Source organism: Sneathiella sp. (genome assembly GCF_036844445.1).
Lineage (GTDB): Bacteria > Pseudomonadota > Alphaproteobacteria > Sneathiellales > Sneathiellaceae > Sneathiella.
The window spans coordinates 100,284-119,865 of the sequence record NZ_DAIUFV010000004.1; the positions used below are offsets into that span (position 1 = coordinate 100,284).

A 19,582-nucleotide genomic window follows, 5' to 3' on the forward strand; every position below is an offset into this window, starting at 1 on the left:
ATTAATCCGGCGGCGATCGCTCAGGCGGCGCGGGAGGGCTCACTGAGCCCGCGCGCGATGACGCTCTCGATATCATCGCCGGGGCGCACCTCGGCAACGCCCGTGAGGATTGCGGCGCGAACGGCCGTCGGGGCGGGGGCGGCGGCATGAACAAGCGCGAAATCGGTGCTCCGCAGCACGCCTTCGAGGCGCCGAAGGACGACATCGGCCTCCGCCCGCCGGGCGCCGGGGAGCGAGATCAGGAACTGCCCGCGCGTCAGGGAGGCGCAGAAATCCTCGCCCCGGATCAGGCTGCCGAGCGCCGAGCCGACCTGGCGCAGCAGCTGATCGGCGGCGGGAAAGCCATGCTCCTCCGTCACTTCGGCGAGATTTTCAACCATCAGCGAGGCGATACTGAGAACCTTGTTCTGGGCCGCGCAGTCGCGGAACTGCAACGCAAGATGGGCCCGCATAAAGCCCGCCGAATAAAGATCCGTCGGCCCGTCGACCACCGGAAAGGGCTTGGCCACGCGAAACAGCGTCTGGATGGCAAGACGGTAGCGGTGCTGGCGGATCTGCAGGCCAAGCCGGTTGGGCAGGGCGTCCATCTCGCTGCCATGCAGCACGATATCCGAGACGCCGTGCTGATAGGCCGCGGCGCGCTGCCCGGGATTTTCGAGAACCATCACCACCGGCAGATTGAAAAGGCGCGAATCGGCGCGGATATCGGCGCAAAGGCGAAGGTTGCTGTCATCGAGCCCGACCCCGGACAGGATCACCGCATCGAACGTGCCGCGCCGCAATTCCTCGATCGCGCGGCCTGAATGCTTGCAGATGTGGATATTGGTGCGGGTATCGAGACTGAGCAGCACATTGCCGAGCAGCATCGTCTGCATCCCGACGATCAGCACATTGGCATCGCCAATCTCGGCTTCGGGCGCGGAGACGCTGGAGATATCGACGCCGTAGCTCTCGGTCGTATGGATGCGGCGGTTAAGCTCCTGTTCCATATGGCGAAGCCGGATGAGCGCGCCGACGCGGGCCAGCAGCTCGTCATGGCAATAGCCCGGCGAAATGGTCTGGATACGGCAGCGGATATCCGCGGCGCTCACCAGCAGCAGGGGAAAGTCACGGCGGCGGAATTTGCGGGCGATATCGCGGACATCGACGCCATGCGAATTATTCTCGCCGTCCAAAATCATCAGATCAAACGTTTGATCATCGACTTTCGAGCCCATCACCTCGCCGTAGCGGCAGCGAATGATGCCATAGCCCGCCGAGATCAGAAGCGGCTCCAGTGCCGTGGACGCGCTGTCCGAGACAAGCAAAAGTGTGGCGATATAGCGCATCAAAACCTCCCTAGCGTTCCCGAAACTTACGCCCCAAAGATTAAAAATAGGTGAGGAGCGGGGCATTTTCCGAAAAATCATCCCGCCCGGGGATGCCGCGAAATCGCCGATGGCGGCAAATGCCGCCTTGATTTTAGCGGGTGAACGCGAAATCATGGGCACCGCAAAGTTGGATTTATCGGTAAGGGATCAGGAGTTTTTTTATGACCGCACCTCACATACTCGAGGGTAAACACGCGCTTGTCACCGGCGCATCATCGGGGCTTGGCAAGCGTTTTGCCGAAGTCCTTGCCCGCGCCGGCGCAAAAGTCACGCTCGCGGCGCGGCGGACGGACCGGCTGGAGGCGCTCGCGGGCGAGATCGCGGCGTTCGACGGGCGCGCGCTACCGGTGCGCATGGATGTTACGGACGTTGCAAGCGTTCAGGAGGCGGTGAAGGCCGCCGAGACCGAACTCGGCCCGATCAATATCCTCGTCAACAACTCCGGCATCAGCATCCAGGCGGCGGCGGAAAATGTCACGCCCGAGGATTTCAATGCCGTGATGATGACCAATGCGCACGGTGCCTTCTTCGTCGCGCAGGCCGTCGGGCAGAGCATGATCCGCCACGGGCAGGGCGGCAAGATCATCAACATCGCCTCCATCGCCGCCAAGCGCGTTCTCAAGCAGAATGTCGCCTATAACATGTCGAAGGCCGCCGTCGAGCATATGACGCGCTCGCTCGCCAATGAATGGGGCCGCTATAACATCCAGGTCAACTGCCTCAATCCCGGCTATATCGTGACGGAGCTGAATAATTTCTATTGGGAAACCGACGGCGGCAAGCGGCTGATCGCGAAGCTGCCGGGCAAGCGGGTCGGCGACCCCGCGGTGCTGGATGCGCCGCTCCTGCTGCTCGCGGGACCGGGTTCCGATTTCATGACCGGCGCCTCGATCGAGGTTGACGACGGCATGCAGGCGGCAGGCTTCTAGGCACGCTTTAAAAAAACGGTGTTTATCCTGATAACGCAACAGGTTAAACACCGTTTTTAATATCTTACATTCCGGTTTTGTAGAGCTTGATATTTTGCAGCCGGTTCCGCACCGGGCCGAGCGCCTTCGCCGTTTCGGTGAGGAACGCGAGGCCATAGTCCATGCGCGCGGTGAGTTCCACATCGAGCGGCGTCGGCGTCTCGCTCGCGAACAGGCTCGCCACCTGGCGGAGCACCATATGATCGGGCAGCCACATCAGGAAATTATTCTTGTAACCGCTCATGCGGAGTTCAGCGACGGGGTAGGCGCCGCCCATGCCGGAGCTGATGGAGATCAGCTGCGCGGGCTTGTGCGCAAGCTCGCCGCCGTCGCACATCAGCAGGAAATTCTTGAGATGCGCGGGCGCCATGCCGGCCCATTCAGGGCTGATGACAACGAAGCCGTCGCACGTTTTCAGCCGCGTTGAGAGCGGTTTCCAGAAGGACTGCATCTCGCTTCCTGCGGTCCATTTATCCTCATGCCAGAGCGGGACGGACAGGGTGCGCAGATCAAACATCTCGATCGAAATCTCAGGCTCAAGCGCGCGAAGGCGTGCTGCAACATAGGCGCCGATGCGGGCCGATTCCGATTTCTCGCGAACGCTGCCGATGATGATACCGATTGTAAGCTCCGACATGTGACTTCTATCCTCAAAATTATGACATTGTGCTCAAAAACATGGGCGCGCCCGACGCGCTCCCCTGAGGCATAAGCAAACGCTTGTTAGAAAGCAAACAAATTGGCGGCAAATAGGGGTGCCCGTCACATAATGCATCGCAATGGGCGGTGGGCGGCGCGGCGGAAAAATCGGCCGGAGGCTCTTGCCCACATATGCCGGTTGTAAAAATCGATTGCAAATATAGCGCTTTGCTGATACAATATTGGGCATGGGAAACGATGGCGGCTCTATACGCGGATTTTCTTCCCCTCCCTGTTTCGCTCACGAACTTGAATACAATGAATATGGCGGTTTTTCGGGCGTTGATGCCCAGACGGCCCTTGATGTTGCGAGGTTCCGCAAAGCGAAGCGGCAGGAGCTGAGAAAAGCGTGCCTCAATCTGCCCGCGGCCGCGCGACGCGCCGCGGCGGAGGCGGTTCAGCAACGGCTCGATCAGCTGATCGACCTTGCGCCCGGCCGCATCATTGCCTGTTATTCGCCGCTCGGCAACGAGCTTGACCTGCAACCCTGGATGCGTAGCGCCGTTGCGCGCGGCGCCCGCGTGGCTCTCCCGGTGGTGACGGGAAAGAATGAGCCGCTTCTCTTTCGTGAATGGACGCCTGATTGCGTGATGGTGGACGGAATATGGAGGATACCTGTCCCCGCGGACGGCGCCGAACTCACGCCCGAGATCATACTTGTCCCGCTTGTCGGCTTCGATGCGGAGAATTACCGCCTCGGCAATGGCGGCGGCTTTTATGACCGGACCCTGTCGCTGATGAGCCCGCGGCCGATGACGATCGGCGTTGGCTATTCACTGACGAAGATTTCCAGCATTTTCCCGCAACCCCATGATATTCCAATGGATATCATTGTTACCGAGAAGGGCGACCCGATCCGCCGTGAGCGCGCAAAGTCGAACGATACGGCGACGACTTGTCGTCCCTGAAACCCAAGATTTAACTTAAACCTTTACGTTAACTTGCGCCCTCGCCGGGCCAGAGATGCGCCAGCCTGACCGCGAGAAAGCGGAGCAGGGCGGCATTCACCTCGCGCGGCTTCTCCTGCGCCATCCAATGGCCGGAGGCGATGCGGCGGATGGTGAGATCATCGCAAAGTTCCTGCATCGGCTCGGCAAGGCGCGAGCGGACGCATTCGCACACCTCATCATATTCGGCGAGGAGGAAGAGCACCGGCATGTCGATCCTGCCGCCGTTCACGGCCTTGGCCGCGTAAATGGCGTTGGCTTCGTTGTTCATATAGTAGGAATCGGGCCCCGCAAAGCCGTTCCGGGCAAGCGCGGCCGCATATGCGGAGAGGTCCGCCGGCCTAAGCACGGCGGTATCGAGCGGCAGGTCGGGCGCGGCATCGGCGCCGCCATACCAGCCGCCGTTTCGGCGGATGAAGGCGGTGGGTGAGGGGCGCGGCGTTGCGCGGGCGCGCCCGGCGCGGAACAGCGCCTTCACGGTGCGGAGGGGATCGGCGTCGAATACCTCGGTCGCGCGGGAAAAATGCTCCTCATAAAAACGGATATAATCCCATTGCCCGACGGGAAACTCATCTTCCGGATACATGTCCCGGTCGAGAAGGGGGAGGCAGGCGTCAAGCCCGCGCTCGAGCGTCGCGTAAGGGACGCAAAGGCTCAAAACAGCATCGCAGCGCTCGGGGTAATGGCTCGCCAGCGCCCAGACCGTCGCGCTGCCCCAGTCATGCCCGACCCAGATGGCGGAGGAGCGCCCAAGTCCATCCAGCAGCTCCAGCATATCGGCGACGATTGCGCTTTGCGCGTAATCCGAGGGATGCGAATGGACGCGGGAGCGGCCGTAGCCCCGCATATCGGGAGCAATGGCGCGAAAGCCGAGATGGCCGAAAAGCGGCAGCTGATGCCGCCAGCTGATTGAGAGCTCCGGCCAGCCGTGAAGGAAAATGATCAGCGGGCCATCCTCCGGCCCCGCCGCGAGATAAAAGCTCCCGTGCCGCGCCGTTGCAAAATAATGCTCGCTAATCTCCCCCGTCATCGCGTCCTCCCTCATGCTCTCGCGATCATGACAGGAGAATTGTCGCGCGGCAAGGACCCGGATGGCGGGAGCCTCTGCGCTCAATCAAGCGAGAAGGTCATCGGAAACTGAAATTCCATCCGCTCGGCGGTGAATTCTGGGGGAAAACGCTCAAACGGCGCGGAAAGCTCGACCGTCCGGATCGCCGCCTTGTCAAGCATCGCATGGCCCGAGGACTGCGTGATGCGAAGGTCGCTGACCGCCCCGTCCCGCGTCAGGCTGAAGGTGAAAGTCACCACCCCCTGGATGTTGAAGCGCTGCGCCATGGCGGGATAATGCTTGTTACGCACCAGCCTGTCGCGGACGCGGCCGCGATAGTCGCTGATCGCATCGCCGCCGCCGGATGTGGCGCGAACGCCGCCGCTGCCGGACATGCGATCAGCCGCGCCGGAGGGATCAGCGATGCGCCCGCCGGCCGCTGCCGCAACCGAGCGCGTCTCTGCGGGCGCCGGTGCCTCGTGCGCCATGTCGGTGCGGGGCGGCGCAAGTTCTTTCTGGGCGGGAACAGGCGGCGGCGGTGCTTTTACCGCTTCTTCAAGCGGCGCGGCTTCAGCGATGTGCGTGCGTTCCGGGCGGGAGGGGAGCACCGCCTCCGGCGCCCGAAGCGCGCTCACAACATTCTTTCGCGCGACTGGTCTCGGGGCGGCAATCGGCACGGCATCCGCAGGAACCGGCCGGGCGGATTGCGGCGGCGACGCGACGGGGCGGCTCATGCTCGCAAGCGAGCCGACATGCAGCGCAACGCCGCCGATGGAACGCTCCTGCCGCGCCTCGGGGGGGGTGAATGCCTGAAAGAGTGCGAGCAGGGCAAAATGCAGGCCGAGCGAGAGGCCGATAAAAAGCAGGCCTTGCGACAGCCGCCTCATGGCGCGACCGCAAGCGTCATGAGGCGGATTTTCCCATGCCCCGCGGCGCGAAGTGCTTCGAGAAGCGCAAGCAGGTCGTCGGCCGGCAGCGCCTTGTCGGCGATAAGCTGGATGTCGGGCGGGCCGATTTCTGCGAGCCGCGCGAGCAGCGCCTCCCGCCCGAGCGTCTCGCCGAGATAGTAGATCTCGCCCGAGGCGGCGATCTGCACCACGTCGGAGCGGGCAGGCGCGGGCGGCAAGCTCGCCGTTTCGGGCGGCGCGAGACCCGGCGCGAGCGGCGCGGCGAGGCTGCCGGCGATGAGGAAAAAGATCAGCATCAGAAACACCACATTGATCAGCGGGATGGTGTTTTCAGCAAGCGTTGCCGGCTTTTTTCGGATCGAGAGTTTCATGGCTCACCGCGCCAGCGAAACCGAGCGGAGCGGCGTTTTCTGAAGCCGCTCCAGCGTCTCGACAAGGGTCTCTACGCTGACATCGCCGCGCGGCTGCAAGACGGCATGGGTCGCACCGCGCAAGATAAAGCGGTCAACCGCGGCCTCGATGCCGGTCGGGGTTACGGGCTCCCCGTTCACAAGGAGCGCGCCGTCTTCCATCACGCGGATGATCAGCACGGCCTCGGCGGGCGGCGCCTCCTCGCCCGTCGCGGCGGCGGAAAGATCGAAGGCGGTAAAGCGGGTGAAGGTGGTGCTCAGCATGAAAAAGAGCAGCAGCAGGAAGATCACATCGATCAGCGATGTCAGGCTGATCAGGGTCGCGCGCCGTCTCGGCCGTTCGATCCGCATACCGGCCCCGTCATCCCGCCGCGATGCGCTCGCTGCGGCGCTCGGCCGCTCCGCCCGTCGCGGTCAGGCTGCCGGTCAGGATCGCGGTCGCCATCTCCTCGATCGTCTCGATCTCCCGCTCGATGCGGGCATCGAACCAGGTGGCGATCAGCGAGCAGGGAATGGCGATGGCAAGGCCGACGGCGGTGGTCAGCAGCGCGACCCAGATGCCGCCCGCGAGCACCGAGGGATCAACCATCGCGCCCGCCGCCTGCAACGCCTGAAACGCATCGATCATGCCGATCACGGTGCCGAAAAGGCCAAGCAGCGGCGCAACCTGGGCAACCGTCTCGATCAGCCGGAGACCGCGCCGGGCGGCGGCAATCTCGCGCCCGGCCACGGCGTCGATATCCTCGCGCACCAGCTTGCCCTTCTCCGGATGGTAGAGCATCCCGCGCATCGCATGGGCGAGGGCGACGGGAAGGGGGCCCGGCCTGCCGTCGATTTTGGCGAGCGCCGCGGGCGAGGGACCGCCCGTCTGCCAAAGGGTAAGCGCATCGCGAGCGGCGTCATGCCGGCCGATGCCGAGGCGGTGAAAATGCCAGAGCTTGTAGAGCGCCATGGCGAGCGCCGCGACCGAGAGGACGAGCAGAATCGTGACGACGGGCCCACCCTTTTCATTCAGCGACAGAACATAATCGAGCATGGCGCTTTGCCTTTTAAAATCAGCGCCTTAGAGGCTGAGTTTGATGTCAACCCGGCTCGACGGCCGGAGCGCATCGAGACAGTCGGCCGGCGTCATCTCACCGACCTCGCAGGAGGAGACATCATTGATCAGGATGGTGCCGATCTCATCGCAGGACTGCTCCGGCAGGTCGTATTGCAGGACGCGGCGCTTGCCTTCGGTGAGGCGGCCGGTGCTGATCAGCAGGAAATTCTGCGACATGCTCATCTTGTCGAGGATGGCGACCTCCATGCTGATATCCTCGACCAGCTGCCCAAGCTCGTTATGGAACATGAAGCTGACGCGGCAGCCGCTCTCCACCTGCTTGGCGTTGTTGAGCTCGAGCGTGAGCTGTCGGCCCGTCTCGGCTGTTTGCGCCTGCGCCGGCAGGGCAAGGCCGCCAAGGCCGAGAAGCGCGGCCACGAGGACGCCGGACAGGGGCTGCAATAGGTTCCGCTCACACATCATCTTAAACCTCCGATAGAGTTTTGTTCGGTCCGCGCGCATACCCGCCGCGAGGTGACGGAGCAGGGCGATTGGAGAAAAGCCGCGCCGGTCGGCTTGCCGGGCGATCTGACGCCGCATTGCGATATATATCGCCTCGTCTTAACACAGTCATGACAAAATCGACAAGCGGCGATGCGCCGGGCCGAACGCCAAAGCGCGTCGCAAAGTGCGCTTGACTTCAAATCGCCGCTCAGGCAGTTTGGCGGCAGCGATGGTTCCCCGCAAGGGATGAGAAAGGGAACAGGGACGGCGCGGCGGTTTGATGCCTCGCCGAAGCCCTGGCTGCCCCCGCAACTGTAAGCAGAGAGTGCGCCCGCGAAAACCACTGGGAAACTGGGAAGGTTGGGACGCGCTGGGACCTGCGAGCCAGGAGACCTGCCATTGCCAGCGTCGCTCGACCGCGGTACGGGGTGTGCCAGCGGAACGGATACCCGTTTGTGGTGACGCGCAGAAATGCGTTGCTGTCGGGTTCGGGCGTCCTTTTTCCTCCTGAGCCATTGTGGTCATTCATTGCTCCCTGCGGGAGCATTGTGCCGTCCGCGCAGCCTCTCATTTCTTCGTCGTCAGGCGCAAGCGGCATTTGCTGTTTGCCCTTGCCTAGTCGTTGATACGCAAGAGGAACCAGTTATGAAGACCGTCTTCAAAGATGAAAAAAGAAAAGAATATCTGCTGAAATCCGTCTCCCGGATGGCGCTGATCGCGGGCGCGGTGCTTCTCCCGCTCAGCCCCGCCGCCGCGCTTGCCGAAGAGACCATCGCCGCTGCGCTTGAGGAGGGGATCGTCGTCTCGGCAAGCCGTACGCCAACGGCGGCGAAAGAGGTCGGTAGCGCCGTCACCGTGATTACCGCGAAGGAGCTGGAAGAGCGGCAGGTGCGGGCAACATCCGATGCGCTCCGCACTGTTCCCGGTGTTGCCGTCAGCCGGAGCGGTCCCCTCGGGCAGATCACGCAGGTGCGGATCCGCGGCGCGGAAAGCAACCAGACCCTTGTCGTGATCGACGGGATCGAGATGAACAACCCGGCCTCCACTTCGGAATTCTATTTCAACAACCTGCTCACCACCGGGATTGGCCGCATCGAGGTACTGCGCGGCCCGCAAAGCGCGCTTTACGGCAGCGACGCCATCGGCGGCGTCGTCAATATCGTGACGAAAGAGCAGGAGATGGGCTTTACGGCGGCGACACGGGCGGAACTCGGCTCGTTCAATACCAAAAACGCGGAGGCAAGCCTTGGCTATGGCGCGGAGAGATTCGCCGTTACGGGCCGCATCGAGCGGCTGCTGACCGACGGGATTTCGGTCGCCGATGAGCGCGCCGGCAACTGGGAGAAGGACAAATACGCCAACACCACGGCGCAGCTGAAGGCGCGCTTCACGCCGATCGAGGCGCTTGAGTTCAACCTCAGCGGGATGCTGATCGAGAGTGATTCCAATCTTGACGGCTCGGCCGCGGTGGTTGGCGCGGTGGATAGCGGGGATCGCTCCAGCTCGACGCAGAAATACGGCATGGCGAGCGGCAAGCTCAAGCTGCTGGACGGCGCCTGGGATCATATGCTGCGCGCCGCCTACAGCAGCGACAACACCGATTTCAAGGACGGCGCGAGCGTCACAAACTTCGTCTCGGACGGGACGCGCATCAAATATGATTATCTCACCAACTTCACCTTCGCGACGCCCGATGTCGCCAATGCCGGCCACACGGTAAGCTTCGCCGCCGAGCGCGAGAAGGAGGAGATGTATACCTGGAGCGGCTTCTCCGGCCCCAATACGGTGAGCGTCGTCAATTACGGCTATTCCGGCGAATATCGCGTCAGCCTGTGGGACAGCCTGTTCCTCTCGGGCTCGCTGCGTTATGACGACAATGACGATCTCTTTGATGATCAGGTGACCTGGCGCGGCACCGCCGCCTATCTTTTCGACAGCAGCGGCACGCGGCTGCATTCGAGCATCGGGCGCGCCGTGAAGAACCCGACTCTGTTCGATCTTTACGGATCGACGCCGGGCTTTACCGGCAACCCCAATCTCGAACCAGAGGAGGGGCTCGGCTGGGATGCGGGCGTTGAGCAGTCGCTGCTGGATGACCGGCTTATTCTGGATGTGACCTATTTCAACAACCGCATCAAGAACCTGATTACCGGGAGCGGCAATACCGCCGTCAACCTTCCGGGCACGAGCCATATCGACGGCATCGAATTTACCGCCTCGACCGAGCCCGTGGAAAACCTTCGCCTGGATGCCAGCTATACCTTCACCAACGGCAAGGATGCGAACGGCATTGAGCTGCCCCGCCGGGCGCGGCATATCGCGAGCCTGACCGGCAATTACCGCTTCGATGTGGCGGGACGCCCCGCCAATATCAATCTCGGCATCCAGTATAACGGGGCGCAGCAGGATACGGTGTTCGACAGCTTCTTCCCCGTCGCGATGCGTACCGTCACCCTCGGTGATTATACGCTCGTCAACCTTGGCGCATCCTATGAGGTTGCGGACGGCGCCGAGCTTTATGTCAGGGGCGAAAATCTGCTGAATGAGAAATATCAGGAGATTTACGGCTACGGCGCGCCGGGGGCGGCCGTTTATGCGGGCTTCAAGCTGAAGTTCGGGCCCTACTGAGATGGCGGGGCGGGGTCGCATATCCCGCCTTGGCGGGCTTCTCCTCCTCCTCGGGGCGGCATTGCTGCCGCGCGCCGGGGAGGCAAAGCCCGCGCGCATTGTCTCAACGAATGTCTGCACCGATCAGTTGCTGATGCAGATGGCGGAGCCGGAGGCGATCCTCTCGCTCAGCTTCCTTGCGCGGGATCCGGAAAACTCCGCCATGGCGGAGGAGGCGATGCGCTTTCCCGTCAATTATGGTTCGGCCGAGGAAATCATCCGCCTCCGGCCTGATCTCGTCCTCGCCGGCGAATATACGACCCGCGCGACCATCCAGCTTTTGAAAAAGCTCGGGCTAAACGTGCTGGAATTCCCGCTCGCCCATACGCTTGCCGATGTCCGCACGGCTATCCGCCGCCTTGCCGATGCCATTGGCGAAGAGGCGCGGGGCGATCAGCTGATCGCATCGTTCGAGGGGGCGCTGCCGCCCGGGCATGACGGAGCGCCGCCCAAAGACGCGCCGATCGCCGCGCTTTACTGGGCGAATGGCCTCACCTCCGGCGATGATACGCTCGCCGGCGCAATCCTTCGCGCCGCCGGCTTTCGCAATCTCGCCGGCGTCCTTGACATTCCCGGCAACGGCCAGATCCCGCTTGAGCGGCTGATCCGCGCCGATCCCGATGTCGTCATCACGGGGGAGGGGGAGAGTCCGCGGACCCCCTCGCTCGCGACCGAAAAGCTGCATCATCCGGCGCTCAAGAAAGCCTTTGCCGGCAAGCTCGCGGGCGATATAAGCAGTACCGCCTGGGTCTGCGGCACGCCGCGCGTCGCGGAAGCGATCCGGAGCCTTCACGCGTTCCGGCTGGAGCATTTTTCCGCCCCGCGCGTCAGTTGGGAGGACCTTGAGTGACGAAAGCAGAGGCGAGAGGTGCGCCGGCTGACGCGCTATTGCTGACGGTCCTCGGCGTGGCCGTGCTGCTCGCATTTGTTGCCTCGCTCCTGGTTGGGCGTACGCTCGGGTCGGCGGCGGATTTTCTGGCCCTTCTCTTTGAAGGCGGCGATGCAATCGAGCTTCTGATCTTTCAGGAGGTGCGCCTGCCGCGGGCGCTTCTCGCGCTGATGATCGGCGCGACACTCGGCCTATGCGGCGCGGCGATGCAGGGGTTCCTTCGCAATCCGCTGGCCGAACCGGGGATTGTCGGCGTCTCCGCCTCGGCATCCTTCGGGGCGGTGGTCGCCTTCTATTTCGGTCTTGCCAGCCTTTTTCCTATCGCCCTGCCGCTCGGTGGCATGATCGGGGCGGGGCTTGGCGTCCTCACCGTGCAGCTTCTCGCCGGGCGAGGCGGCAGCCCGCTCACCTTCATCCTCGCCGGTGTTGCGGTGACAAGTTTCGCCGGCGCGCTGACCGCGCTTGCCCTCAATATGGCGGAAAACCCGTTCGCGGCGATGGAGATCATGTTCTGGCTGATGGGCTCGCTGAATGACCGGAGCTTCGATCATGTCTGGCTCGCCGCGCCCTTCATGCTGGCGGGCTGGGCACTGCTGCTCACCACCGGGCGGGCGCTCGATGCCCTGACCCTTGGCGAGGCGACGGCGGCGACCCTCGGCTTCGACCTCGCGAAGGTGCAGAACCGGCTGATCCTCGGCACGGCGCTGTCGGTTGGGGCGGCGACGGCGGTTGCAGGCGCGATCGGCTTCGTCGGGCTGGTGGTGCCGCATCTTCTTCGCCGCTTCGTCGGCAACCGGCCGAGCGCGCTGCTTCCTGCAAGCGCGCTTGGCGGCGCGGCGCTGTTGCTGACTGCCGATGTCGCGGTGCGCCTCCTCTCGCCGGAGCGGGAGCTGAAGCTCGGCGTCCTCACGGCGCTGATCGGCGCGCCCTTCTTTCTCTATCTTATCTTGCGCGAGAGGGGGCGGATCACATGAGCGAGCTCAGCATTCGCGCGCTCAAGGCCGGCTATGGGCGAAAATCCGTGCTGGATGGGATTGATCTCGATATCACAAAGGGGGAGATTGTCGGGCTGATCGGCGCCAACGGCTCGGGCAAAACGACGCTTCTGAAAGCTATCGCCGGGCTGCTGAAGCCTTCGGGCGGCGAAATCCGGCTTCAGGGCGAGATCGCGAGCCGGATGGAGGCGCGGGCGCGGGCCCAGCGCCTCGCCTACCTGCCGCAGAACAGCCCGGTTTTCTGGGATATTACGGTGGAAATGCTGGTCTCGCTCGGTCGCCTGCCGCATCTCAAATGGCGCCAGACGCCGACGCCGGCGGACCACGCCGCGATTGCCCGCGCGATGGAAAGCTGCCATGTGCTGGCGTTTCGTGATCGCCCGATCGGGCAGCTTTCGGGCGGCGAGCGGGCGCGGGTGCTGCTCGCCCGGGCGCTTGCGGGGGAACCGTCGCTCCTCCTTGCCGACGAGCCCACAAGCAGCCTCGATCCCGGCCATGCCATTGATGTGATGCAGAAGCTGCAATCGCTCGCGAAAGGCGGCATGAGCCTCGTTGTCGTGATGCATGATCTCACGCTCGCGGCGCGTCACTGCGACCGGCTGGTGCTGCTGAATGCGCGGAAAATTGCCGCCGATGGCCCGCCCGCCAAGGTGCTGACGCCCGAGAGGCTCGCCGCCGGCTTCGGCATCCGGGCTTTCTATCAGGAAACGCAGGACGGCCCGCTGATTGTTCCTGTTGATCGGGTGTGAGGCGGGGAGCCGCGTTCAGGCGCCGTTTTCCCGCCCGCGCCAGAAGGCGATCGCGGCAACCAGCCAGCCGATGATCAGCAGCGTCCCGCCAATGGGGGTGATGGCGCCAAGCCAGCGCGGCGCACCGAGCGCCATGGCATATAGGCTGAAAGCGAAGATCGCAGCACCGACCAGCAAGGTCACGGCCGCGCCCGGCGCGCGACGAAGGAGCGCGATGGCCGCAACGGCGTGAACCATCTGATACTGCGCGCCTGTCGTGAGCCAGCCGGCCTCAGCCGGCCCCGCCGCCCCATGCGCGCCAAACGCCCCGGCGGCAACTGCAATGGCGCCCGTGACGGCTGCCGCGATGCCAATCATCCTCATCTCGTTTCGCTCCCCAAATGTCTGAACGCGGATCCGACGACTGCTATGGAAAAGAGCGCCCCGCCTGTCAAGACGAAAGAGGCGTGAGGAGGTGCTTTTGCCGCACTAAAGCCGCTTCATAAGACAGGCCGCGCCCGCGCCATAGCTCGGATGGGCGGCTTTGCCGGCGGGGCGAAAGCCGGTCTCCTCCCAGAAGCGAAGCGCGCCTGGCAGCGCGACGAGGACGATCTCGTTTAACCCTTCGCGCCGCGCGATGGCCTCAACGGCGGCAAGGCCCGACGCGCCCATGCCACGCCCACGGGTCTTTGATAGGAGAGCAATATCATGAAGATAAAGGCAGTCCGGCGCCTCCGGCAGCCGCGCGATCAGGCTGTCGAGCGCGATGCTGTCCGCGCGTCGCCACGGGTGGGAGAGGAGATAGCCAGCCGCCCGCCCGCTCGCGCGCTCGGTGAGCAGGAGGCAGCCTTCGGGATAAAGCGAAAGCCGGTTCTGAAACACAGCCTCGGCTTCCGGATGACCGGCATGGACCGCCGCCGCAATCGCCGCGATCTCGCCGGCGGCCTCACCAGGGGCAGGCGTCCAGTGATATTGTTTACTCATTGAGGTTCCATCAGCCGGGAATAGCGTCACGCATTAAATGGCGGAGGGTCGGGGATTCGAACCCCGGAAGGGCTTGCACCCTTGCTGGTTTTCAAGACCAGTGCAATCAACCGCTCTGCCAACCCTCCGTGCTGTCCGGGGATGAGGGATCGCCGCCCGAATGAGGCGGCCATTCCGCCCGGGAACGGTCCTGATCGTTTAAAGTTCCGCGGCAGTGCTGTCAATCTCTTTCGCTCTGCGCCGCCGCCGCCCGGAGCGCGCTTGCGGGCGCTTCAAATTGCCGCGAGGCGGGCGCATTTCGGCCCGAAAACGTTGCCAATCGGCCAAGCTTATGGCAAAAGGAAATGGTTAATGCGTAGAGTGGAGTTCCTATGGCGAGAAAATCGGCGCTGGCGCGCGTTCTGATAACCCTGCTCTCGGGTTTTTGTCTGCTTGCCATGGCACTGCCGGTTCAGGCCGCCTCCGAACCCTTCGATATCTGGCTGACCAAACTGAAGACGGATGCCCGCGCGGCGGGGATCCGCGATACGACCATTGAGGCCGCCTTCGCCGAGGTCGAATTGATCGAGAAAGTCGTCTCCCTCGATCGCAAACAGCCCGAAACCGTCCAGACTTTCCAGGAATATATGACGCAGCGCCTGCCGCAGGCGCTCGTGGACAAGGGCAAGGCGCTGCTCAATGAGAACCGCGCGCTGCTGGAGGAGATCGGCGCGAAATACGGCGTGCAGCCGCGCTTTATTGTCGCCCTCTGGGGCGTCGAGACGCGCTATGGCAGCTATACCGGCGGGTTCAGCGTCATCAACGCGCTGACGACGCTCGCCTATGACGACCGGCGGGCCGACTATTTCCGCGGCGAACTGCTGCTCGCGCTCAAGATCCTCGATGAGGGGCATATCCCGCTTGGCGAGATGAAAGGCTCCTGGGCCGGCGCAATGGGGCAGTCGCAGTTCATGCCGTCGAGCTTTGTCAGCTTCGCGGTCGATTACGACGGTGACGGCAAGCGCGATATCTGGACGACGAAAGCCGATGTGTTCGCCTCCGCCGCCAACTATCTCGCGCGTTCGGGCTGGAAATATGATGAGACCTGGGGACGGGAGGTGACGCTGCCGGCCGGGTTCAACCCTTCCCTGATCGATCTTAAAGTCGCCAAGCCGATGGCCGAGTGGCAGGCGCTCGGCGTGCGGAAAATCGGCGGCGGCGATCTGCCGGGCCGCCAGCTTGTCGCCTCGCTTGTCCAGCCGAAAGAAAGCCGTGGCCAGACCTTCCTTGTTTATGATAACTACCGGACCCTGCTGAAATGGAACCGGTCCACCTATTTTGCCATGTCCGTCGGCTTTCTCGCTGACAGAATAGGAGACGGCTGACATGATGTCCGCTCTATGCGTAGCGTAAAAGGTTCGTGAAGTATGTTGAAAGCAATCCCGAGATCCAGTCTCCTCGCCCTCGCGGCAACAGCCCTCCTGCTTGGGGGCTGCGCCGAGGTGAGCCTGTTGAGTTATGGCGCCAAGAAGCTGAATTCCCGCGGCTCAGACCCCGAGATAACCAACGCCAGCATCAGCGATATCGACCGCGGCGCGCCGAAGCTCGGCAGCCCCTATCAGGTGAACGGCATCTGGTATTATCCGAAGGCCGATCCGACCTATAGCGAGACGGGCATCGCCTCCTGGTATGGCGAGCCCTTTCACGGGCGCAAGACGGCGAACGGCGCCACCTACAACATGTATCACATGACCGCGGCCCACAAGACGCTGCCGCTGCCGACGGATGTGCGGGTGACAAACCTTGAAAACGGCCGCTCCGTTATCGTCACGGTCAATGATCGCGGGCCGTTTGCCCATTCGCGCATCATCGATCTTTCCTACCGCGCGGCGCAGCTTCTTGATATGGTGCAGAAGGGGACGGCCAAAGTCCGGGTCGAGGTGATCAACAGCGACGGCTTCGGCGATACGCGGATTGCGGCAAAACCGGAGACGCCGGAGAGCGAGCGCAACAATGTCGCCGCCGCACCGCGGGCCGAGGTGCAGTCCGCGAGCCTTGCACCGCCGTCTGGCGCAAAAATCGCCGCCGCCCCGCGCGTGGAGACACTGCCTGCGCCTGCGCCAACGCCCGCGCCGGCAGCGGCGGATGTGGCGGCGGCGAGCGCGCCTGCCGGCGAGCAACAGCTTGTCAGCCTGCAACCGGTCGGCAGCAGCGAGATTTTTATCCAGGCTGGCGCCTTTATCGATTATAACAATGCCAATATACTGAGCGCCCGGCTCTCGAGCCTCGGCCCGACCAAGGTCAGCCAGGTGCTGGTCAACGGACAGGATTTCTATCGTGTCCGCGTCGGGCCTGTCGGTGATATCAACGAGGCCGACCGGGTGCTCAGCAGCCTCATTGATACCGGCCATCATGATGCCCGGATCATCATTGAATGACGGGCAGCGCCGGTCGATACGGATGCCCGCCGGGAGTGGCCCCGGCAGACTGAAGATAGATTTGTTAATGACGGAAAGCGTGAGCGCAATGACTTTGAGGAACTTCACCCGGACTATCCTGCCGCTATGTTTTGGCCTGATCCTGTGCACTGCGGGCGCACAGGCCGACCCGATCGAAACTGCGGCGCGGGAAGCCTATATCTTCGATATAAATACCGGGGCAGTGCTTTTGGAGAAGAATGCCGATGAGTTGATGGCGCCGGCCTCGATGAGCAAGCTGATGACCACCTATATGGTGTTCGAACGGCTGAAGGAAGGCTCCCTCAAGCTCGACGATACGCTTCCCGTGAGCGAGAAGGCCTGGCGCAAGGGTGGCTCGAAGATGTTTGTCGAGGTCGACAGCCGCGTCAGCATCAGCGATCTGTTGCGCGGCATTATCGTACAGTCGGGCAATGACGCCTGCATCGTTATCGCGGAAGGCCTCGGCGGCTCGGAAGAGGCATTCGCCGACGCCATGACGGCGCGGGCGCGCGAGCTCGGCATGGCGCGGAGCACCTTTCGCAACGCCACCGGCTGGCCGGAGCCCGAGCATCGCATGACGGCGCGCGAGCTTGGCATTCTTGCCGAGCATCTGATCCGCGATTTCCCGGAATATTACAAGATTTTCGCAGAGAAAGAATTCACCTTCAGCGGCATCAAGCAGGGCAACCGCAACCCGCTGCTTTACAAGGATAATGGCGCGGACGGGCTGAAAACCGGCCATACGGAAGAGTCGGGCTATGGTCTTGTCGCCTCGGCCGAGCGGGAGGGCCGCCGCCTCGTCATGGTCATTCACGGCCTTGAGAATGCGAGCGCCCGCAGCCGCGAATCCGAACGGCTGATGGAATGGGCGTTCCGCGAATATAACAACTATGCGCTCTTCAAGGCCGGCGATATCGTCGATCACGCCCGCGTCTGGCTTGGCGACAAGGATACCGTGCCGCTCACCGTTGAGAAGGATCTCACCGTCACCCTCAACCGGCAGGCGCGCAAATCCATGACCGTGAAGGTCGTCTATACCGAGCCGATCCCGGCGCCGATCCTGAAAGGAACGCCGGTTGCCCAGCTCATGGTTTCGGGTCCCGATATGGAGACGATCAGCGTGCCGCTCGTCGCGACCGAGGATATCGGCCAGCCGGGCCTGTTCAAGCGCCTGACGTCGGCCATCGACTATCTCGTCTTCGGCCCGTCGGTGAACTGACGGGTCAAACGCATGAAAAAGCGGGCCGGGGCGGGCTATTTCATCACTCTTGAAGGCGGGGACGGCAGCGGGAAATCGACCCAGAGCCGCCTGCTGGCCGAGTTTCTGAAAGACGCCGGCATCGAGCCGCTGCTGACGCGCGAGCCCGGCGGCGCGCCGGGGGCAGAGGATATCCGCGCCCTGCTGGTGACCGGCGAGGTTGACCGCTGGGACGCCATCGGCGAGACGCTGCTTTTCAACGCGGCGCGGCGCAATCATCTTCGCCTCACCATCTGGCCGGCGCTCGATGCCGGGAAATGGGTCATCTCGGACCGCTTCGCCGATTCCACCATGGCCTATCAGGGCTACGGCAACGGTCTCGGCACCGAGGCGGTGGAGCGGATCCACCATTTCACCATGGGCAATTTCGTCCCCGATCTCACCTTCATCCTCGACCTGCCGGCGGAGGAGGGGCTGAAACGCGCCCGCGGTCGCGGCGATAACGAGGACCGCTTCGAGAAGATGGACCTCGCGTTTCACGAGCGGCTGCGAAGCGGCTTTCTTGAGATAGCGAGGGCCAACCCGGCGCGCTGCGTGCTGATCGATGCGCTGCAGGGCGTCGAGGCGATCCAGAGTGAGATGCGCAAGATTGTGACAAGCCGGTTGCTGCCGTGAGCGATGTGCCGCAATCGGACCGTCTGGAGGGCTATCCGCATCCGCGTGAGACCGGGCGGCTGATCGGCCATGCGGCGGAGGAGACGCGCTTTCTTGAGAATTTTCTGAGCGGGCGGTTTCATCACGCCTGGCTGATTACCGGCGCGCGCGGCGTCGGCAAGGCGAGCTTTGCTTACCGCGCCGCGAAATTCCTGCTGAGCGACGCGGCGCAAGGGGGAGGGGGGCTGTTCGGCCCGCCGGACAGTCTCGATGTGCCGGAGGGGGATCCGGCGCTGCCGCTCATTCGCGCCCGCGCCCATCCCGGCCTCGCCGTTCTCAAACGTCAGTATGATGTCAAGAACAAGCGCTTCTATTCCGTCATCCGGGTCGATGAGGTGCGCGCCCTCAGCCCGTTTTTCCAGCTCACCGCGGCGGAGGGCGCCTGGCGTATCGTGATCATCGATCCGGTCGACGAGATGAACGCAAGCGCCGCCAACGCGATTTTGAAAATCCTTGAAGAGCCGCCGAAGCGCGTCCTGTTTCTGCTGATCTCGCACACGCCGGCGCGGCTCCTGCCAACTATCCGCTCGCGCTGCCGGCAACTTGCGCTCCGTCCGCTCAGCGATGCCGATATGGGCCGCGTTCTGGATGACCACAAAGTGGATATCAAACCGGGTGATATGGAAAAGCTGCTGACCCTTGCCGAGGGCAGCCCCGGCAAGGCGCTCCGCCTGCTGGAGGCGAAGGGGCTTGATATCTTCAAGGCGATCCTCGATATATTCAAAGACTACCCGCGTCTCGACACGGCAACGCTGCACAAGCTCGCGGACAGTAGCGGGGGCAGGGAAGCCGAAGCCGTCTATCGCAGCATCTGCGAGCTTTACCCCTGGTGGCTGACCCGTCTTGTGCGCGCCGCAGCCGAGAATTTCGAGGGCGATTATCTGGTGGCCGGCGAGGCGGAGATCATGCGAAAGATGATCGCCCGCCATTCCCCTGCGGACTGGTCGGCGCTCTGGGAGCGGGGAAATGAATTGATAAAGAAGGCGGACGAGGTCAATCTCGACTCCAAACAGGTTGTTCTCAACCTCTTTTTGAATGTAGAACGCATGGGTGAATAACCTGCGGGAAAAGATTTG

Annotated in this window: 21 protein-coding genes, 1 tRNA gene and 1 riboswitch; of the genes, 11 read left to right on the forward strand and 11 right to left on the reverse strand. The window is 63.2% G+C overall.

Features of this window, described 5'->3' with window-relative positions; genetic code table 11:
• Positions 1-20: 20 nt before the first annotated feature.
• Positions 21-1,328: a diguanylate cyclase domain-containing protein gene (locus tag V7Z56_RS09375; RefSeq protein ID WP_334129152.1), complete on the reverse strand. Its 1,308-nt coding sequence runs from the start codon at positions 1,326-1,328 to the stop codon at positions 21-23.
• Positions 1,329-1,531: 203 nt separating this feature from the next.
• Here V7Z56_RS09375 and V7Z56_RS09380 point away from each other — a divergent pair, with 203 nt between their 5' ends.
• Complete coding sequence (locus tag V7Z56_RS09380; protein WP_334129154.1) at positions 1,532-2,299, forward strand: SDR family NAD(P)-dependent oxidoreductase; 768 nt, start codon at positions 1,532-1,534, stop codon at positions 2,297-2,299.
• Positions 2,300-2,363: 64 nt separating this feature from the next.
• Here V7Z56_RS09380 and V7Z56_RS09385 read toward each other — a convergent pair whose 3' ends face one another.
• Positions 2,364-2,975 carry an NADPH-dependent FMN reductase gene (locus V7Z56_RS09385; RefSeq protein ID WP_334129155.1) on the reverse strand — a complete coding sequence of 204 codons (612 nt, stop codon included), beginning with the start codon at positions 2,973-2,975 and terminating at the stop codon, positions 2,364-2,366.
• 250 nt (positions 2,976-3,225) lie between these two features.
• Here V7Z56_RS09385 and V7Z56_RS09390 point away from each other — a divergent pair, with 250 nt between their 5' ends.
• On the forward strand, positions 3,226-3,945 hold the full coding sequence (locus V7Z56_RS09390; protein ID WP_334129157.1) for a 5-formyltetrahydrofolate cyclo-ligase: 720 nt from the start codon (positions 3,226-3,228) through the stop codon (positions 3,943-3,945).
• Positions 3,946-3,973: 28 nt separating this feature from the next.
• On the opposite strand, the gene V7Z56_RS09395 is transcribed toward V7Z56_RS09390, so the two are convergent.
• The 6 genes from V7Z56_RS09395 to V7Z56_RS09420 form a co-directional block, all read right to left on the reverse strand.
• Positions 3,974-5,014, reverse strand: a complete 1,041-nt coding sequence (locus V7Z56_RS09395) for an alpha/beta fold hydrolase (RefSeq protein ID WP_334129158.1) — start codon at positions 5,012-5,014, stop codon at positions 3,974-3,976.
• Positions 5,015-5,094: 80 nt separating this feature from the next.
• On the reverse strand, positions 5,095-5,919 hold the full coding sequence (locus V7Z56_RS09400; RefSeq protein WP_334129159.1) for an energy transducer TonB: 825 nt from the start codon (positions 5,917-5,919) through the stop codon (positions 5,095-5,097).
• Positions 5,916-6,311 (reverse strand): ExbD/TolR family protein, encoded by a 396-nt coding sequence (locus V7Z56_RS09405; protein ID WP_334129160.1) that lies wholly within the window; start codon positions 6,309-6,311, stop codon positions 5,916-5,918. Before V7Z56_RS09405 ends, V7Z56_RS09400 begins: the two co-directional genes overlap by 4 nt.
• A gap of 3 nt (positions 6,312-6,314) precedes the next feature.
• Entirely contained in the window at positions 6,315-6,701 is a 387-nt protein-coding gene (locus tag V7Z56_RS09410) for an ExbD/TolR family protein (RefSeq protein ID WP_334129161.1), read from the reverse strand.
• A gap of 10 nt (positions 6,702-6,711) precedes the next feature.
• Positions 6,712-7,386 carry a MotA/TolQ/ExbB proton channel family protein gene (locus V7Z56_RS09415; RefSeq protein WP_334129162.1) on the reverse strand — a complete coding sequence of 225 codons (675 nt, stop codon included), beginning with the start codon at positions 7,384-7,386 and terminating at the stop codon, positions 6,712-6,714.
• A 27-nt stretch (positions 7,387-7,413) separates the two neighbouring features.
• Positions 7,414-7,851, reverse strand: coding sequence for a hypothetical protein (locus V7Z56_RS09420; RefSeq protein WP_334129163.1), 438 nt, complete (start codon positions 7,849-7,851; stop codon positions 7,414-7,416).
• A gap of 255 nt (positions 7,852-8,106) precedes the next feature.
• Positions 8,107-8,308: riboswitch (cobalamin riboswitch) on the forward strand.
• 230 nt (positions 8,309-8,538) lie between these two features.
• Between V7Z56_RS09420 and V7Z56_RS09425 the strand changes: the two genes are divergently transcribed.
• Genes V7Z56_RS09425 through V7Z56_RS09440 form a run of 4 tightly spaced genes read left to right on the forward strand, consistent with a single transcriptional unit; the run spans position 8,539 to position 13,193 of the window.
• A complete protein-coding gene (locus V7Z56_RS09425; protein ID WP_334129164.1) occupies positions 8,539-10,521 on the forward strand; it encodes a TonB-dependent receptor plug domain-containing protein in 1,983 nt (660 codons plus the stop codon).
• 1 nt (position 10,522) lies between these two features.
• Positions 10,523-11,410, forward strand: a complete 888-nt coding sequence (locus V7Z56_RS09430) for an ABC transporter substrate-binding protein (RefSeq protein WP_334129165.1) — start codon at positions 10,523-10,525, stop codon at positions 11,408-11,410.
• Positions 11,407-12,423 carry a FecCD family ABC transporter permease gene (locus V7Z56_RS09435; protein WP_334129166.1) on the forward strand — a complete coding sequence of 339 codons (1,017 nt, stop codon included), beginning with the start codon at positions 11,407-11,409 and terminating at the stop codon, positions 12,421-12,423. Before V7Z56_RS09430 ends, V7Z56_RS09435 begins: the two co-directional genes overlap by 4 nt.
• Positions 12,420-13,193 (forward strand): ABC transporter ATP-binding protein, encoded by a 774-nt coding sequence (locus V7Z56_RS09440; protein WP_334129167.1) that lies wholly within the window; start codon positions 12,420-12,422, stop codon positions 13,191-13,193. The genes V7Z56_RS09435 and V7Z56_RS09440 overlap by 4 nt, the downstream gene beginning before the upstream one ends.
• A gap of 15 nt (positions 13,194-13,208) precedes the next feature.
• On the opposite strand, the gene V7Z56_RS09445 is transcribed toward V7Z56_RS09440, so the two are convergent.
• From V7Z56_RS09445 to V7Z56_RS09455, 3 genes are all read right to left on the reverse strand, one after another.
• Positions 13,209-13,550: a DUF423 domain-containing protein gene (locus V7Z56_RS09445; protein WP_443023785.1), complete on the reverse strand. Its 342-nt coding sequence runs from the start codon at positions 13,548-13,550 to the stop codon at positions 13,209-13,211.
• Positions 13,551-13,661: 111 nt separating this feature from the next.
• On the reverse strand, positions 13,662-14,156 hold the full coding sequence (locus V7Z56_RS09450; RefSeq protein ID WP_334129169.1) for a GNAT family N-acetyltransferase: 495 nt from the start codon (positions 14,154-14,156) through the stop codon (positions 13,662-13,664).
• Between the two features lie 38 nt (positions 14,157-14,194).
• A tRNA-Ser gene (locus V7Z56_RS09455) sits at positions 14,195-14,284 on the reverse strand.
• 243 nt (positions 14,285-14,527) lie between these two features.
• Here V7Z56_RS09455 and V7Z56_RS09460 point away from each other — a divergent pair.
• The 5 genes from V7Z56_RS09460 (at position 14,528) to V7Z56_RS09480 (ending at position 19,564) form a co-directional block, all read left to right on the forward strand.
• Positions 14,528-15,520, forward strand: a complete 993-nt coding sequence (locus V7Z56_RS09460) for a lytic murein transglycosylase (RefSeq protein WP_334129170.1) — start codon at positions 14,528-14,530, stop codon at positions 15,518-15,520.
• A gap of 42 nt (positions 15,521-15,562) precedes the next feature.
• Positions 15,563-16,573 (forward strand): septal ring lytic transglycosylase RlpA family protein, encoded by a 1,011-nt coding sequence (locus V7Z56_RS09465; RefSeq protein WP_334129171.1) that lies wholly within the window; start codon positions 15,563-15,565, stop codon positions 16,571-16,573.
• Between the two features lie 88 nt (positions 16,574-16,661).
• Positions 16,662-17,813 (forward strand): D-alanyl-D-alanine carboxypeptidase family protein, encoded by a 1,152-nt coding sequence (locus V7Z56_RS09470; protein ID WP_334129172.1) that lies wholly within the window; start codon positions 16,662-16,664, stop codon positions 17,811-17,813.
• Between the two features lie 12 nt (positions 17,814-17,825).
• Entirely contained in the window at positions 17,826-18,467 is a 642-nt protein-coding gene (gene tmk, locus V7Z56_RS09475; RefSeq protein WP_334129173.1) for a dTMP kinase, read from the forward strand.
• On the forward strand, positions 18,464-19,564 hold the full coding sequence (locus tag V7Z56_RS09480) for a DNA polymerase III subunit delta' (protein WP_334129174.1): 1,101 nt from the start codon (positions 18,464-18,466) through the stop codon (positions 19,562-19,564). Before tmk ends, V7Z56_RS09480 begins: the two co-directional genes overlap by 4 nt.
• Positions 19,565-19,582 lie beyond the last annotated feature (18 nt).